Raw genomic sequence first — 14,476 nt, 5'->3', positions numbered from 1 at the left:
GACCGCCTTTATTTTGGATGCAGTTATTCCGTTTTAAGCGATTTGACAGGATCCGTCAATGCCGCTTTGACACTCTGAAAGCTGACCGTCAGCAATGCAATGCCGGTAGCAATAAGACCAGCCAGCAGGAATATGTGCCAGGAAAGGTCGGTGTGATAAGCAAAGTCGTTCAACCAACGGTTCATCACATACCACGCCGGTGGTGTGGCCAGCACGATGGCAAGTAACACCAGTTTGATAAAATCCCTCGATAAAAGCGTCACTACACTGGCGACGTTCGCGCCGAGTACTTTTCTGATACCGATTTCCTTGGTGCGTTGCTCCGCAGTGAAAGCGGCCAATCCCAGCAGCCCCAGGCAGGAGATTACAATAGCCATGATCCCGAAATAGCGGATGAGCGTACTCACGATCAGTTCGGAACGATACATTTTCTCGAAAGATTCGTCGAGGAAATGATAGGTAAAGGGATAGTTGGGGTTGAATGCGTGCGTTACTTGTTCGATATGCGCCAGTGCCCGGGGTGTCTGGCCCGCCTTGATCCGGATCATCATATGTTCGGTATTAAGCCCTTTGTAATGGACCAGGATCAGCGGTTTGATCGCGCTATGGAAAGAAGAGATGTGAAAATCTTTCATAACCCCTACGATAGTACCCTTGCCCATCCAGAATTTTACCTGTTTTCCCACGGGGTCCTGCATTTTCATCATACGGGCTGCCGCTTCGTTGATGATGTAATTGGTGGTGTCGGCGGCGAACTCTTTGGAGAAATCACGGCCTGCGGCCATACCTATATTCATGGTTTTGGTAAAATCGTAGCCGACAAATGTTGCATACACCGTGTTGTCGGTGCCCGGGTCGCGGCCGGTCCAATCCAGGTCGCCCGAATTGCCGTAGATATTCGTGGGTATCTCCCCAACTGTGGTAGCTGCCGAGACCGCCGGAGATGCGAGGATTTCCTGGCGGAATGGTTCCAGCCGGTTGCCCAGCTCACCTTCCAGCGGGAGGTATACGACATTCTCCTTGTCGAGGCCCAGCCGTTTGTTCTGAATGTAGTCCATCTGATTGCCTATCACCAGTGTACCGACGATCAGGAAAATGGAGAGGCCGAACTGGAAAACCACCAGGCCTTTCCGCAAATGGAGGCTGCTGTTTGAAAAGGTCATTTTGCCTTTCAGTATGCGGACGGGCTGCATGGCCGAAAGGTAGAGCGCAGGGTAGCTGCCCGCTACGATTCCGGTGATGACAGTCAGTCCGATAATGGAGGCCCACAACAAAGGATCGTTCCAATGCAGTTCGATGTTTTTCAGGACGATTTCGTTGAATACCGGCAGTACGAGCACCGCCAGCAATGTCGCCAATATCGAAGCCAGCATACTCACGATCAGCGATTCGCCCAGGAATTGCATCACAAGGAACTTCTTTTCGGCCCCCACCACCTTGCGCACGCCTACCTCACGTGCGCGGTTGAGCGAGCGGGCGGTGGCGAGGTTCATAAAGTTCACGCAGGCGATCAGCAGAATGAAGATCGCCACGACCGAAAAGATTTTTACATATTCGATCCGGCCGCCGGATGGTTTCAGATTGGCATATTCGGTGTACAGGTAAGTATCGGCCATTTTTTGCAGCAGCGGAAAGGACGTCAGTTGAGGCGGTGCCGCTTTTTTGATGACCTGCCGCATCACCTTTTCGACCTTCGCCGCATCCGCCCCGGGAGCCAGCAATGCATAGGTTTTGAAGCTGGAATTGCCCCACCATTTCATCCAGTCGGCTTCCTGGGCCTTGAAGTTGACAATCCAGTTGAAGCGGACGGTGGAGTTATACGGAATGTCTTCAAACACAGCGCTGACGATCATGTTCGAAGCATTGTTCAGTTTCAGCGTTTTACCAACCGCGCTGCTTTTTCCGAAATATTTCTCGGCCATTTTGCGGGAGATGGCAATGGAGGTAGGCTGTTCAATCGCCTTGCTGGCGGAACCTTCGATGAATGGTGTCTGAAATACTCTGAAAAAGCCGCTGGTCGCGTAGATACCGGTTTCCTTCGTGGATTTTTCCCCGACCTGTACCAGGAGTTCGCGCTCAAAAGTAATTTTGGTGATGGCCTTGACTTCGCTGACGTTCTTTTCCAGCGCTTCCTGCCATGGCCCGGGGGTAACGTCGCCCACGCCGGTCTGGCCGCGTTCGTTGTACGCCGAGCGGACGTAATAGATATCCGAGAGCCCTGGATAAAAGCGGTTGAAAGACAGTTCATCTTTGACCCACAGCCAGATCAGCAGGCTGCAAGCCATACCCACGGCAAGGCCGAAGATGTTGATGAAGGAAAACAGCTTGTTTTTGAGCAGGCTGCGAATGGCGATGTTGAAATAGTTTTGAAGCATGGCAGGCCGGGTTAAGACAATTAAGGCTCGAACCGACATTTCCTAAAAAGACGTTCCATGGTTGGGTGATGCGTGTATTCGATTGTAAGTCAATATTTTAATTTAAATCTCAATGCGGTGCGATGTCCGATTCCGAACAGGGGCAGGAAGGCGGCGGACAATGTCGTCGCGAGCTTGTGTTTCAAAAAATAAAGTAAATACCTTAGTTACCTATTCTTTTTGACGCACATCACAAACACTTATGAACCAGAAAACCGCCCTGCTGCTGACGTTCATCGTCCTCAAATTCCTGCTGCAATATTTCCTCATCAGTCCCGGCTACGACCTCCACCGCGACGAGTACCTGCACCTCGACCAGGCCAATCACCTTGCCTGGGGCTTCATGTCGGTGCCGCCGGTTACTTCGTGGGTCGCATGGATAATCCGTGCCCTGGGTAATGGCGAATGGGTCGTGCGGTTCTTCCCTGCGTTGTTCGGGGCGTTGACGCTCCTGGTTGTATGGAAGACCGTGGAGCGGCTTGGGGGGAGTTTGTTTGCCTGCATACTGGCCGGTTCGTGCGTATTGTTTTCGGTTTTGCTGAGGCTGAACCAGCTTTTTCAACCCAACTCGGTCGATGTACTTTGCTGGACATTACTCTATTTCTTGCTGATCAGTTATATCCGCACCCGGAAACGGCGCTGGCTGTACGGCTTCGCGGTGGTGTTAGCGATTGGTTTTTTGAACAAATACAATATCATATTTGCCATCGTGGGGTTGCTGCCTGCCATTTTACTGACGCCTCAACGCGCCCTGTTGCTGAACAAGCATGTTTACGGAGCATTGCTGCTCGCGTTGCTGTTGATCTCGCCCAACCTTATCTGGCAGTACCAGAACAACTTCCCCGTATTTCACCACATGAAATTGCTGGCCGAAACGCAGCTCGTCAACGTGAACCGTGCCGATTTCCTGAAAGAGCAGCTTCTCTATTTCATGGGCGCGCTGTTTGTGATCGTGGCCGGGCTCTACGCGCTGCTTGCTTACCGGTCGTTTGCGCCATACCGTTTGTTCTTTTTTGCGATCCTAATTACGCTCGCCGTTTTTACTTACCTGAGGGCCAAGGGCTATTATGCCATCGGTATTTACCCTGTTTACATTGCATTCGGGGCTGTCTACATTGCTGAGAAAGTCAATGCAGCCTGGTTGCGGGCTGTATTCGTGCTGATCCCGGTTGTGCTTTTTATTCCGTTGTTCAACGCAGCGTTCCCAAACAAAACGCCGGAACAGATCATCGCCAATCCGGAACCCTATCGAAAACTGGGGATGCTTCGCTGGGAGGATGGGAAGGATCACCAGTTGCCGCAGGATTTTGCCGATATGCTCGGCTGGCGCGAGCTGGCCGCAAAAGTCGATGCAGCCTATGCATCTATGCCCGACCGCGCTGTCACGCTCGTGCTTTGCGACAATTATGGTCAGGCCGGGGCCATTAATTATTATACCAAACTGGGCGTCAGGGCGGTAACTTTCAATGCCGATTATGTCAACTGGTTTGATCTCAGCAAAAAATACAAGCACCTGATCCGCGTCAAAAACTGGCATGAGCGGGCAGCGGAAATGGAAGAAACCGGGCCGCTGTTTGCCACCGGTTTCGCAGCGGATTCCGTGACGAATCGTTACGCGAGGGAGTGGGGCACGACGGTTTTCGTTTTTCGCGACGCGCGGATTGATATTAATGGGAAAATAGCCGAGGAAATAGCCGAAGAAAGGTGGTGAGGATGGGGACACCGCATATGTGATTTCAGAACAGCTCTATCAATCTTCAAAAAGCTTCCCGGCACTCGGGAAGCTTTTTTATTTCCGGCAGGTCATTTGTTTTTAGCGGATACATCTATGAAAAAGACTACACTATCTTACGGCCCGTGGCGGTACTTGCCTGCCTATTTGATGGGCAACAGCACGGCACCCGTGCCGGAAGAAAAGGCGAGTGATTTGGGACATGGGAATGCATTGGAACTCGCTACCATTTACCCTAACCCCGTTTCCGACCGGTTGAACATCAATTTCAAAGACAACGAGCAGGTACAGAATTTAAAAATCCTCACAGCTGCCGGAGCAGTAACATATCGATCGAATGGGTTTCAGCCATTCGTGGATGTGAGCAAATTCTCCGAAGGCACTTATTTCCTCATCATCACAAAAACGGACGGTTCCCATACCAGCCGTCAAATACTGATACGCAGGTAAATGCACAAGAGCTCATAAATTAGGTTTAAATGTAATGCAAAAGGCGTTCGCGAGTGGTTCGTGAACGCCTTTTAGTTATTCCCAATAATCTTCGCCCGGTGCGCCAAACCCCAGTAATGCAGTTCTTCCAACACCTTCTCGAGCGACGCTCCGTGCTCGGTGATGGAGTATTCCACGGTCGGCGGGAAAGTATCGAAGACCCGCCGGCTGATCAGCTGGTTCATTTCCAGGGCTTTCAGTTCCTTGGATAAAATCTTGTCGGTAATGCCGGTAACTTCGGCGGAGAGTTGCTTAAACCGCTTCGGCCCGGACGATAGCGCGAAAAGGATCAGCAGCTTCCATCGCCCTTCCAGCGCTTCGAGCGCATCGCGGATCGATAATGCGGTTTTGGGGCAGCCGTTTCCTGTCAGCATTTGTGGTTTTGTATGAATGTCGGTTTCCATTACTACCCATTCGGATAGTACTATCCAATCGGGAAAGTACTATCGAACGGAAAGCGAAGATAAATACTTTTGCTTCCTCTCAAAACATCATCTTATGTCAATCAGGAAATTATCGAAATGGCAGCATATCGCATTGTGGCTGATGCAGGTACTGTTAGCCGCGACACTCGTTTGGGCTGCGGGTATGAAACTGTTTCAACCCGCAGAAGCACTTTTGGCCATGTGGCCGTGGACGGGCCAGGTATCGCCTGTGCTGGTCAAGTTGACGGGCATGGCCGATTTACTGGCCGGCATTGGGCTGGTTTTGCCGTCGTTGACCAATATCCGTCCTGCATTAACCTTTGTTGCCGCGGTCGGGGTTGTGCTACTGATGGTTTGTGCGATGGTGTTCCACCTTTCGAGGGGTGAATCGCCCGTGTTCAACATTGTTTTCGGCATGTTTGCCGCATGGGTAGCATGGGGGAGGCGACCCGCTGCCGCCTCCCTTTGTTGACTAGTTAACCGACAGCGAGAGCGGACCGAATTCTTCAAAATGGATATTCGATTGTTCGATGCCGCGGTCGACGAGGTAGCGGTAATGCTGGCGAATGAACGGGCCGGGGCCGCAGATATAGTATTTGGCTTCGGGATGCAGCACTTCGGCTGGAAGCTGGTCGAGGGATACCCAGCCGAGGTATTCATTCTCGGCCAGCTGATCGGCGGAGTCGTAGAAGAAATGCTTTTCAACATTGGCTACCGCTTCCGAAATAAAGCGTAAGTCGGCTTTGAATGCGTGTACCTGCTCGTTGCGGCACCCGTGTACCCACGTAATGGGTGCGGTGGTGTCGGTGCGCACGAGGGTTTCGAGCATCGACATTAACGGGGTCTGTCCCACGCCACCGCTGATGAATACCTGTGGTTTGCCGTCCTCGGCCTGTAAAATGAAATTGCCGGACGGGGCGGAAAGGTCGACGACGTCGCCCGGTTCGATGAAATCGTGAAGGCGGTTGCTGATCATGCCGTCGGGGTGCTGGCTGCCGGCTTCACGCTTCACCGAAATGCGGTAGTATTCGCCATTTGGTGCGCTCGAAAGGCTGTATTGCCGCGGCTGTTGCAGGTTGATTTCGGGCAGAAACAAGCGGAGGCTGATGTATTGGCCGGGTTTGAAATCGGCCACCGCACCGCCGTCGACGGGGTAGAGGTAAAACGAAGTGATCTCTTCCGACTCTTTCACTTTTTGACGCACCGCAAACGGCCGCCAGCCCGACCAGCCGCCCGGCAGGCTCACTTTTTCGTCGTACAGCTTTTGTTCGTGCCCGCTCATGAGCGTCGCAAGCTGGTTATAGGCGACGGTCCACGCGTTGAGCAGCTCGGGCGTGGCGGCCTCGCCGAGTACTTCGGCGATGGAGGCGATGAGGTGCCGGCCCACAATCGCGTAATGCTCCGGGCGGATGTGCAGGCTGGCATGCTTGTGCCCGATGGTGTCGACGACCGGCAATAATACCGACGGGTCCTCAATATGCTCTGCGTAAGCCAATACGGCCATGGCGAGGGCGGTTTGCTGGCGTTTGTTTTGCTGGTTACCCATATTGAAGACGTGTTTCAGCTCCGGATTATGGGTAAACATCCGGTTGTAAAAGTGGGTGGTAAGCAGCACGCCGTGTTCTTTCAGGACTGGTACAGTGGCTTTTACGAGGTCTTTTTGTAGTGGGGACATGAATTTGAAGTTTTAAATAAAAGACTTTTTTGTCCTTTATTTGGGTAAAAAAATATTACTTGTTCAGGGTAAGCTGCCCGGAGAGGAGCCCTTCATTGAATTTACCGATAGAGGTGTTTTGCAGCATGAGCACGATCTGGCTTCTGATCTTTTTGAAATCGTTGTGTAGCGGACACGGGTTTGCCTCCGAACAATAGCTGAGGCCCATTCCGCAGCCGGTGAAAATACTGTCGCCTTCAATGGTTTTTATAATGTCGGCCAGGGGGCGTTGCAAACCTCCGAAATCTACATAAAACCCGCCGTTAGGGCCTTTCGAGGACAGTACGAGCCCGTCTTTACTCAGCTTTTGCAGGATCTTAGCCAGGAATGGTTCAGGCGAGTTGATATGCACGGCAATTTCCCGGATGCCGACCTTCTGGCCTTCCTCCGATTTTTGTGCAATGTAAAACACTGCCCGCATCGCATACTCGCACGTTTTTGAAAATATTCCCATTGGTTGATTCAGGCGCATTACTGCTTACCTGGTGCAAAGGTAATAGCTGTGTGTTTAATAAGGGAGTTTTTTGTCTTTTATTATTTGTAAAAAATAAAGTCGGTTGAATGCGCTTGAAGGCCGTTTTTGGATAAATCTGAAAATTTTTCAAAAATATTTTCCGGATGCTGTCCAGATCCGGAAACCCGGTTGTCATTAGGTTTTTTAACTCAAAAAATTCTCAAAAATGGAAACCAGACTTAATTTCTTTCAAAAAGGACAAAATGCAGTGAAGCCGCTTTTCAACCTCAACGGCTATATCAAAAAATCAACGCTCGGACATCAGCTGGTGGAGCTGATCGACTTCCGCATATCTCAGATCAACGGCTGTGCGTACTGCCTTGACATGCATTCCAAAGAGCTGCGTGCGATGGGTGAGACCGAGCAGCGCCTGTACGGACTGAGCGCGTGGCGTGAGGCTCCTTACTACACCGACCGCGAGCGCGCCGCATTTGCGTGGGCAGAAGCCGTGAATGCCCTGCATGTGACCGACGAGGTGTACCAACAAGTTTCCGAGCAGTTTACCGAAGAGGAGATCGTGGACCTGACGATGGTTGTTTCGGCGATCAGAAGCTGGAACAGCATTAACATCGCATTCCCGGCAGGCGTTGGTACGTACCGCGTAGGTCAGTTCGGTTGATTTTGCGCAAAACTGATTAGCTTTCGCATTCAAACACATCTTATAAACGGTAAGGCATTATGGACGAATTCTTATTGGTATTCCGGCGCGATTTCAAGAGCAGGGAAAATCAGCCATCCCCGGAACAATTACAAGAGCATTTCCAGAAATGGCATGCCTGGTATGATAAAATGACCGCCGAAGATCGGATCGTACTCCGGCGGCGGTGGGATGGGGAAGGCCTTGTAGTGAACGCCCAGAAAACCGTGCTGAACGGCCCGTATGCCGAGATCAAGGAAACGATCGGCGGGGCAGTGATTATCCGCGCGGCGAGTTACGAAGAGGCTGCGGAAATCGCGCAGGAAGTTCCTATCCTGGAATTCGGCGGCAATGTGGAGATCCGCAAAGCGCTCTGATTGCGGTAACTGATCCTTTTTGATAGTTTTGCGGGTCCGCACCTTGACAGTCGGACCCGTAAAACTATATGGAGGAAAAAGAGCTACTGCCCCATCTTTTCAGGACCGAATACCGCAAGCTGGTTGCGGTGCTTTGTTACCTCTTCGGGATCGAGCATGTCGAAATTGCCGAGGATATTGCCAGTGATACATTTTTGGCGGCTGCCGAAACATGGGCCATCAAGGGTGTGCCCGAAAACCCGGCTGCCTGGCTGTACACCGTAGCCAAAAACCGGACGAAGAACCATTTAAAGCGTCATGCGCTGTTTGAGCAGAAAGTGGCGGCGGAGGTCCGCTATTCGTCGGACAAGGAGGCGGAAATAGAGATCGATATGTCGCCCGGGAACATTACCGACAGCCAGTTGGCCATGATTTTCGCGGTTTGCAACCCGCTCATCCCGGCCGATTCGCAGGTGGCGCTCGCGCTGAACCTGCTTTGCGGCTTTGGCGTGCAGGAGATCGCCGACGCTTTTCTGCTGAACAAGGAGGTCGTGTACAAGCGCATCCAGCGCGCGAAGGAGAAATTGAAAGAAGGGCAGATCCGCATCGCGCAGCCAAGCGCGGGGGAGATCACCGACCGGCTGGAAACCGTGCTGACGACCATTTATCTGCTCTATTCCGAAGGCTACTATTCCATTTCCCAGAATACCACAGTACGCAAGGAACTGTGTGCGGAGGCCATGCGGCTCAATTTTCTTTTAATGGAAAGCGAGCTGACCGACCGCGCCGAGGTGAGCGCATTGTTGTCGCTGATGTGCTTCCACTCGTCGCGGTTCGAAGCGCGTACGAACGGGAACGGCGAAATGGTACTTTATGAAGATCAGGACGAGTCGCTGTGGAACCGCGAGCTCATCGAACGCGGGACCTATTACCTGAGCCGCGCTTCCACCGGCGAGAAGCTTAGCCGCTACCATCTCGAAGCCGGCATCGCCTATTGGCATACTCATAAAGAAGACTCGTCCGAAAAGTGGGCGCATATTCTTGACCTTTACGACCATCTGTTAGCGATCGAATATTCACCCGTCGCCGCATTGAACCGCATTTACGCCTTTGCGAAGGTACATGGGAAGGAATCCGGGATTGCCGAAGCGAAGCATTTGGGCCTGACAGGCAATCATTTCTACTATTCGTTGCTCGGGAATCTCTACACCGGCATTGACAACGCCCGGGCTGTGGCGCACTACGAAACGGCGATCAAGCTCGCGCATTCGGAATCGGACAAAGCAATCCTGTTCAGGAATATCGCACGTTTGCAGGATAATGTGGGTTGATATTCTATATTAGCCCCATCTAATCTTGCAGACATGTCAAAGCTATTTTCACCTGTTACTATTAAAAGTGTCCAGTTCAAAAACCGGATCGTTGTCTCTCCCATGTGCCAGTATTCGTCCGTCGATGGTTTCGCCAACGACTGGCACCTCGTTCACCTTGGTAGTCGTGCCGTGGGCGGGGCGGGGCTGATCATCACAGAAGCCACCGGCGTGTCGCCCGAAGGACGTATTTCCTCCGAAGACCTGGGCATCTGGAAGGACGAGCATATTGAAAAATTATCCCAAATCACCGCATTCATCAGCGCGCAGGGGTGCGTGCCGGGCGTGCAGCTCGCCCACGCGGGCAGGAAGGCCAGCACCGCCGTGCCCTGGAAAGGCCGCGCCGAAGTGCCTCAGAGCCAGGGAGGCTGGCAAACCGTAGCGCCATCGGCTATTCCGTTTTCGGATACCTACCCCAAACCTGTCGCACTGGATCTGGCCGGTATCGATAAAGTTGTTTCGGACTTTACCGCAGCTGCCCAACGCGCATTGCAAGCCGGTTTCAAAGTGATCGAAATCCATGCCGCGCACGGCTACCTGGTGCATCAGTTTCTCTCGCCGCTCAGCAATCACCGCACCGACGAATATGGCGGCAGTTTCGAAAACCGCATTCGCCTACTACTTCGGATTATCGAAGGCGTCCGCACCGTCTGGCCGGCCGACCTCCCGCTATTTACCCGCATTTCCGCCACCGATTGGGCCGAAGGCGGCTGGAATGCCGATGAATCCGTGCGGCTCGCGCAGGTGCTCAAAGAAAAAGGCATTGACCTGATCGACGTATCGTCGGGCGGTCTGGCTGCGCACCAGCAAATTCCGGTCGGCCCGGCATACCAGTTACCATTTGCCTCGCGCATCAAACGCGAAACCGGCATTCTGACCGGCACCGTCGGGATGATCACCAATTCTATCCAGGCTGAAACCATCCTCGTGAATGGCGACGCCGACATGATCATCATGGCCAGGGAGATTCTGCGGAACCCGTACTTTCCGTTGGAAGCTGCGCGGGATTTGAAGGAGGCCGTTGCCTGGCCGGTGCAATATGAGCGGGGAAAATGGTGAAAGGTACCTTTGCCGCGTTGATCACTTTCCGGCCACTACCTCACGCATAAGCCAGCTTGCTCAGGGCCGGCGAATTATCGATGATGGGCTTCATCCGAAAATCGGCGGCAATTTCAATGTAAGACATTACGCGAATATCTTCGTGACCCGGATGAAATTCCCGAAAATCGTTGATCAACATGTCTTCGGAGAAAAGTGTTTTTGCTTCAAAACTGTACGAGTTGGTTAAAATTACCCCATCTTTTTTCGCAGACATGGTAAGCATATATTTGGGCATATGGCTGTTGTTTATGAGTGATTTATCTAAAAATATGCGCAAGCAACTGGCAGGGGCATTCCCCTGCTGGTTACTTGTGCAAAAACCTTGCCTTGTAAATGAGTTTTACTGAATAGCAGACTTTCTATTTGACGTAAACGCCGTCTTCATTCAATATCCTTGATACGAACGTTGGAAGGCCGGAACAAGGAGTAGTGGGCCGATGGGTCTTCCCAAGGTTAACGAGACATGTAAGAAAATGGGATTGGCACGCCTGTGCGTTTTCAGGGCGATTGAAAAGAAGAATTTAGCATCATAAGAAAAAATTGATAGCAGGAATGATGCTGATGGTTACATCGTGTTATAGCAACCAAATTCATTATGATCGGGAGGGCAGATAGTAAGAACTTGTAACGGGCGCAACATTTCCAACCTTTACATTGAATCTGAAAAGGGGCCATCGTGGGAGTTTCGTATCGGAGTCGGAATGGAGGGTACGAATGTCTTTAGTTTAGAAGCACCAAACCGATCTTATACACTAACGAAGGGTGAGAGTGAGCTGCCGGGGGATAGTTTTCGACTATTGCCCAAACACCGGTATGTAATTACAAATCACACATATGGTGACGCCACCGATTCGGATATCACCGTTATTACGGATGATAGTGGACGGATTGTTCAGGCGAGCCCTGAGGTTTGTAAATAGAAGAGGCAGCCGACTAACCGCTAACAGGGATGAACGACAAAGTGTAGATAGAAACACTATGAAAAGGCAATTACTGCCAAGCTTCTTAATCGAAGAATAGTAGAAGTGATGTTTGGCGACGGAAGAAGTTTTTTAACGCTGCAATTGAGATGGATTGGTATAATTGCTTGATGGGGTTTCTACTGATTATCGGTGGTGTTTTAATGATAGCAGACAGGGTGACACGGAAGGATTTTCAAATGACGTTTGGAAATGGTCAATGGATATCGGCAGGGATAATCTTAGTTCTTTTGGGATGTGCGATGGTAATTAAATGCATTGGACAGTAGAGTAAAAAAGACCAGTCGCAAGATTAATAGAATGGTGCACTATCTAAAAATTATCGGAGGGGTCATTTTGGTGACGATGGGTGTTTACTGGTTGTTGAAGAAAGTTCAAGATGCCGATTGTAGCGACACGCCTATAAGTACTCCCAAACTTGTTTTTTCAGCTATACTTAGCATAGTGCTTGGGCTGATGCTAATTTGGGAGACATTCTCGGAGTGAATGGCCGGGAAGAAGCTGATTATCAGAATTTAGAATCAAAAATGAAAGACCTTAAAAACGAAAAAACACTAGCCGCGAAAGAAGCGGTGAAATACCTCTCGAACGGCCAGATCGTCGGCCTTGGCTCCGGCAGCTCGGCTTACATTGCCATTGCCGAAATCGGTGAATTGGTGAAAAATGGATTGGACATTAAAGGCGTGCCTACTTCGGAAAAAACGCGCGAACTGGCCGAATCACTAAATATCCCATTGCTGAAAATCGAGGAAGTGGAATTCATCGACATTACGATCGATGGTGCGGACGAGTTTACCACCGATTTGCAGCTCATTAAAGGCGGCGGGAGTTTTCTGTTAAAGGAGAAAGTAGTGGCTTCGCTGTCGAAGCAGGAAATTATTATTACCGATTCTACGAAGAAAGTGGATTTTCTGGGCAAGTTTACCGTGCCTATCGAGGTGATACCTTATGCGCAGAACTATGTTTTGGCACAAATACAAAAACTGAATGGTACCGGTAAAATCCGTTTAGTTGAAGAGAAACCATTGGTTACCGAGCAAGGTAATGTGCTGATTGACGGCGATTTCGGGCTGATTCAAGATCCTGCTTTACTGGCAGAGCAACTGACCCAAATAGTAGGCGTGGTAGAACATGGGTTGTTTATCAATATTGCTTCGATGGTGATCATGGGCGTTGACGATCGTACGGAAACATTTACCAGGGCCTGAACATCATTGGTATAAAATACAAAAGCCGTCGGATCCAGTCTGACGGCTTTTTGTGCTTAACTACACTTAACAAAGACGCTAATTGATAGTGTATGTAGGTCTGATTGGAATCTATTTCCAGCCGCCGCCGAGGCTGCGGTAGAGGTCTACGCGTGCTACGAGCGACTGGCTGCGGATAAATGCAAGGTTGAGTTCGGCCTGCAATGCATTGCCTTGCGCGGTGATCACTTCCAGGTAGTTCGCCATGTCGCTTTGGTAAAGCAGCTGGGCATTGGAAATGGCCTGGGTCAGGATATCAACCTGATTGCTGGCAATGGCTTCCTGCTCTTTCAGTTTCTGGGTCTGAACAAGCGAGTTCGAAACTTCACCCACGGCATTCAGCACCGACTGGCGGAATTCGAGTACCGACTGTTCGCGCTCGATTTTGGCTACTTCCAGATTGGTTTTCAGCTGTCTGCGGGCAAATATCGGCCGGGCAATGGTACCAGCCGCAATGCCGAACAATGAACCTGGAATGTTAAACCAGTTGCTCGATTTGAACGATTCGATACCCCCGCTCGCGGATATGATGAGCGACGGGTACATGCTCGCCTGCGCCACACCCAGATGCGCGTTCGCTACGAGCACCGACATCTCTGCCGCGCGTACATCGGGACGGCGGCTTACGAGCGCTGCCGGCACGCCGGTAGCGAGGCTGTCGTTCGCTTTGAAATCGGCCAGTTTTACCTTCCGTTCGATCGCATTCGGCATTTGGCCCGTCAGGACCTGCAATGCATTTTCCTGAATGGTAATGTCCTGTTCGAGCTGCGGAATGAGCAGCCTGATTGCCTCTCGCTGCGCTTCCGATTGCTGAACGGAAAGCGACGTTACTTCTCCGGCATCTTTCAGCAGGGTGGTCAGTTTCAGGGTATTGTTGCTCAGTTCGAGGTTGTGTTTGGCCACTTCAAGCTGTTTATCGAGCATCAGCAGGTTGAAAAAACCTCTTGCAATATCGGCTACCAGGCGCGTTTGCACGGCTTTGGTCGCTTCATAAGTTTGCAGGTACTGGCCCATGGTAGCCTGCTGCTGGCGGCGGATTTTGCCCCAGATGTCGGCCTCCCACGACAGATCTACCGCAGTAATGTAGTTCTCGATATGTTTCGCACCGAGAAAACTGCTGGCGCTGATCCCGTTCAAACTATTGCTTGAAGGACGGTTATAGGTGCCGGCAAGGCGCAGGTCGAGGCGCGGAAGTTGCAGCATTTTGGCCTGTTTTACTTGCTGTTGCGCAATGTCAATGCGTTTCAGCGCGATTTGCAGGTCGTAATTGTAACTAATGCCGCGTTCGATGAGCCGTTGCAGCGTCGTATCGGGGAAGAATTCCTTCCAGCCCATGTCCGCAATGCTGGCGGTGTCGCCATAAGGTACACTGCGGTATTCGGTGGGCAGGGCCAGTTCGGGGCGCTGGTAGTCCTTGCTCACCTTGCAAGAGGCGAGCAGGGTTACCAACGTGATCAGAACGGGTATTTGCGTTAATCTGAATGTATTTTTCATGAT

14 protein-coding genes are annotated in these 14,476 nt (G+C 51.3%); 8 read left to right on the top strand and 6 right to left on the bottom strand.

What is annotated here, in order from left to right:
• Positions 1-23: 23 nt before the first annotated feature.
• A complete protein-coding gene (locus J7619_RS03680; protein WP_291194195.1) occupies positions 24-2,375 on the bottom strand; it encodes an ABC transporter permease in 2,352 nt (783 codons plus the stop codon).
• Between the two features lie 241 nt (positions 2,376-2,616).
• On the opposite strand from J7619_RS03680, the gene J7619_RS03675 reads away from it, so the two are divergent.
• Together J7619_RS03675 and J7619_RS03670 are read left to right on the top strand one after the other, a co-directional pair.
• Complete coding sequence (locus tag J7619_RS03675; protein ID WP_291194192.1) at positions 2,617-4,125, top strand: glycosyltransferase family 39 protein; 1,509 nt, start codon at positions 2,617-2,619, stop codon at positions 4,123-4,125.
• Between the two features lie 117 nt (positions 4,126-4,242).
• A complete protein-coding gene (locus tag J7619_RS03670; protein ID WP_291194189.1) occupies positions 4,243-4,596 on the top strand; it encodes a T9SS type A sorting domain-containing protein in 354 nt (117 codons plus the stop codon).
• Positions 4,597-4,667: 71 nt separating this feature from the next.
• Here J7619_RS03670 and J7619_RS03665 read toward each other — a convergent pair whose 3' ends face one another.
• Positions 4,668-5,009, bottom strand: a complete 342-nt coding sequence (locus tag J7619_RS03665; RefSeq protein ID WP_291196463.1) for a helix-turn-helix domain-containing protein — start codon at positions 5,007-5,009, stop codon at positions 4,668-4,670.
• A 124-nt stretch (positions 5,010-5,133) separates the two neighbouring features.
• On the opposite strand from J7619_RS03665, the gene J7619_RS03660 reads away from it, so the two are divergent.
• On the top strand, positions 5,134-5,532 hold the full coding sequence (locus J7619_RS03660) for a DoxX family protein (RefSeq protein ID WP_291194186.1): 399 nt from the start codon (positions 5,134-5,136) through the stop codon (positions 5,530-5,532).
• Here J7619_RS03660 and hmpA read toward each other — a convergent pair whose 3' ends face one another.
• Positions 5,533-6,735: an NO-inducible flavohemoprotein gene (gene hmpA, locus J7619_RS03655; protein WP_291194183.1), complete on the bottom strand. Its 1,203-nt coding sequence runs from the start codon at positions 6,733-6,735 to the stop codon at positions 5,533-5,535.
• Positions 6,736-6,790: 55 nt separating this feature from the next.
• Positions 6,791-7,228, bottom strand: coding sequence for an Rrf2 family transcriptional regulator (locus tag J7619_RS03650; RefSeq protein ID WP_291194179.1), 438 nt, complete (start codon positions 7,226-7,228; stop codon positions 6,791-6,793).
• A gap of 226 nt (positions 7,229-7,454) precedes the next feature.
• Between J7619_RS03650 and J7619_RS03645 the strand changes: the two genes are divergently transcribed.
• From J7619_RS03645 to namA, 4 genes are all read left to right on the top strand, one after another.
• Positions 7,455-7,907 (top strand): carboxymuconolactone decarboxylase family protein, encoded by a 453-nt coding sequence (locus J7619_RS03645; protein ID WP_291194176.1) that lies wholly within the window; start codon positions 7,455-7,457, stop codon positions 7,905-7,907.
• A 59-nt stretch (positions 7,908-7,966) separates the two neighbouring features.
• Positions 7,967-8,302, top strand: a complete 336-nt coding sequence (locus J7619_RS03640) for a YciI family protein (RefSeq protein ID WP_291194173.1) — start codon at positions 7,967-7,969, stop codon at positions 8,300-8,302.
• A 68-nt stretch (positions 8,303-8,370) separates the two neighbouring features.
• Entirely contained in the window at positions 8,371-9,612 is a 1,242-nt protein-coding gene (locus J7619_RS03635) for an RNA polymerase sigma factor (RefSeq protein WP_291194170.1), read from the top strand.
• Positions 9,613-9,645: 33 nt separating this feature from the next.
• The gene (gene namA, locus J7619_RS03630; protein WP_291194167.1) at positions 9,646-10,710 is read left to right on the top strand and encodes an NADPH dehydrogenase NamA; all 1,065 of its coding nucleotides are present in this window, start codon (positions 9,646-9,648) and stop codon (positions 10,708-10,710) included.
• Positions 10,711-10,750: 40 nt separating this feature from the next.
• Here the strand turns inward: namA and J7619_RS03625 are convergent, their stop codons facing one another.
• Positions 10,751-10,987, bottom strand: coding sequence for a hypothetical protein (locus J7619_RS03625; protein WP_291194164.1), 237 nt, complete (start codon positions 10,985-10,987; stop codon positions 10,751-10,753).
• 1,272 nt (positions 10,988-12,259) lie between these two features.
• Between J7619_RS03625 and rpiA the strand changes: the two genes are divergently transcribed.
• Complete coding sequence (rpiA, locus tag J7619_RS03620) at positions 12,260-12,940, top strand: ribose-5-phosphate isomerase RpiA (protein ID WP_291194161.1); 681 nt, start codon at positions 12,260-12,262, stop codon at positions 12,938-12,940.
• Between the two features lie 111 nt (positions 12,941-13,051).
• Here rpiA and J7619_RS03615 read toward each other — a convergent pair whose 3' ends face one another.
• Complete coding sequence (locus J7619_RS03615) at positions 13,052-14,473, bottom strand: efflux transporter outer membrane subunit (protein WP_291194156.1); 1,422 nt, start codon at positions 14,471-14,473, stop codon at positions 13,052-13,054.
• Between the last annotated feature and the right edge of the window lie 3 nt (positions 14,474-14,476).

This window comes from Dyadobacter sp. (assembly GCF_017744695.1).
In the GTDB taxonomy this organism is placed as follows: domain Bacteria; phylum Bacteroidota; class Bacteroidia; order Cytophagales; family Spirosomataceae; genus Dyadobacter.
This window is presented reverse-complemented; position numbering and strand designations above follow the sequence as displayed.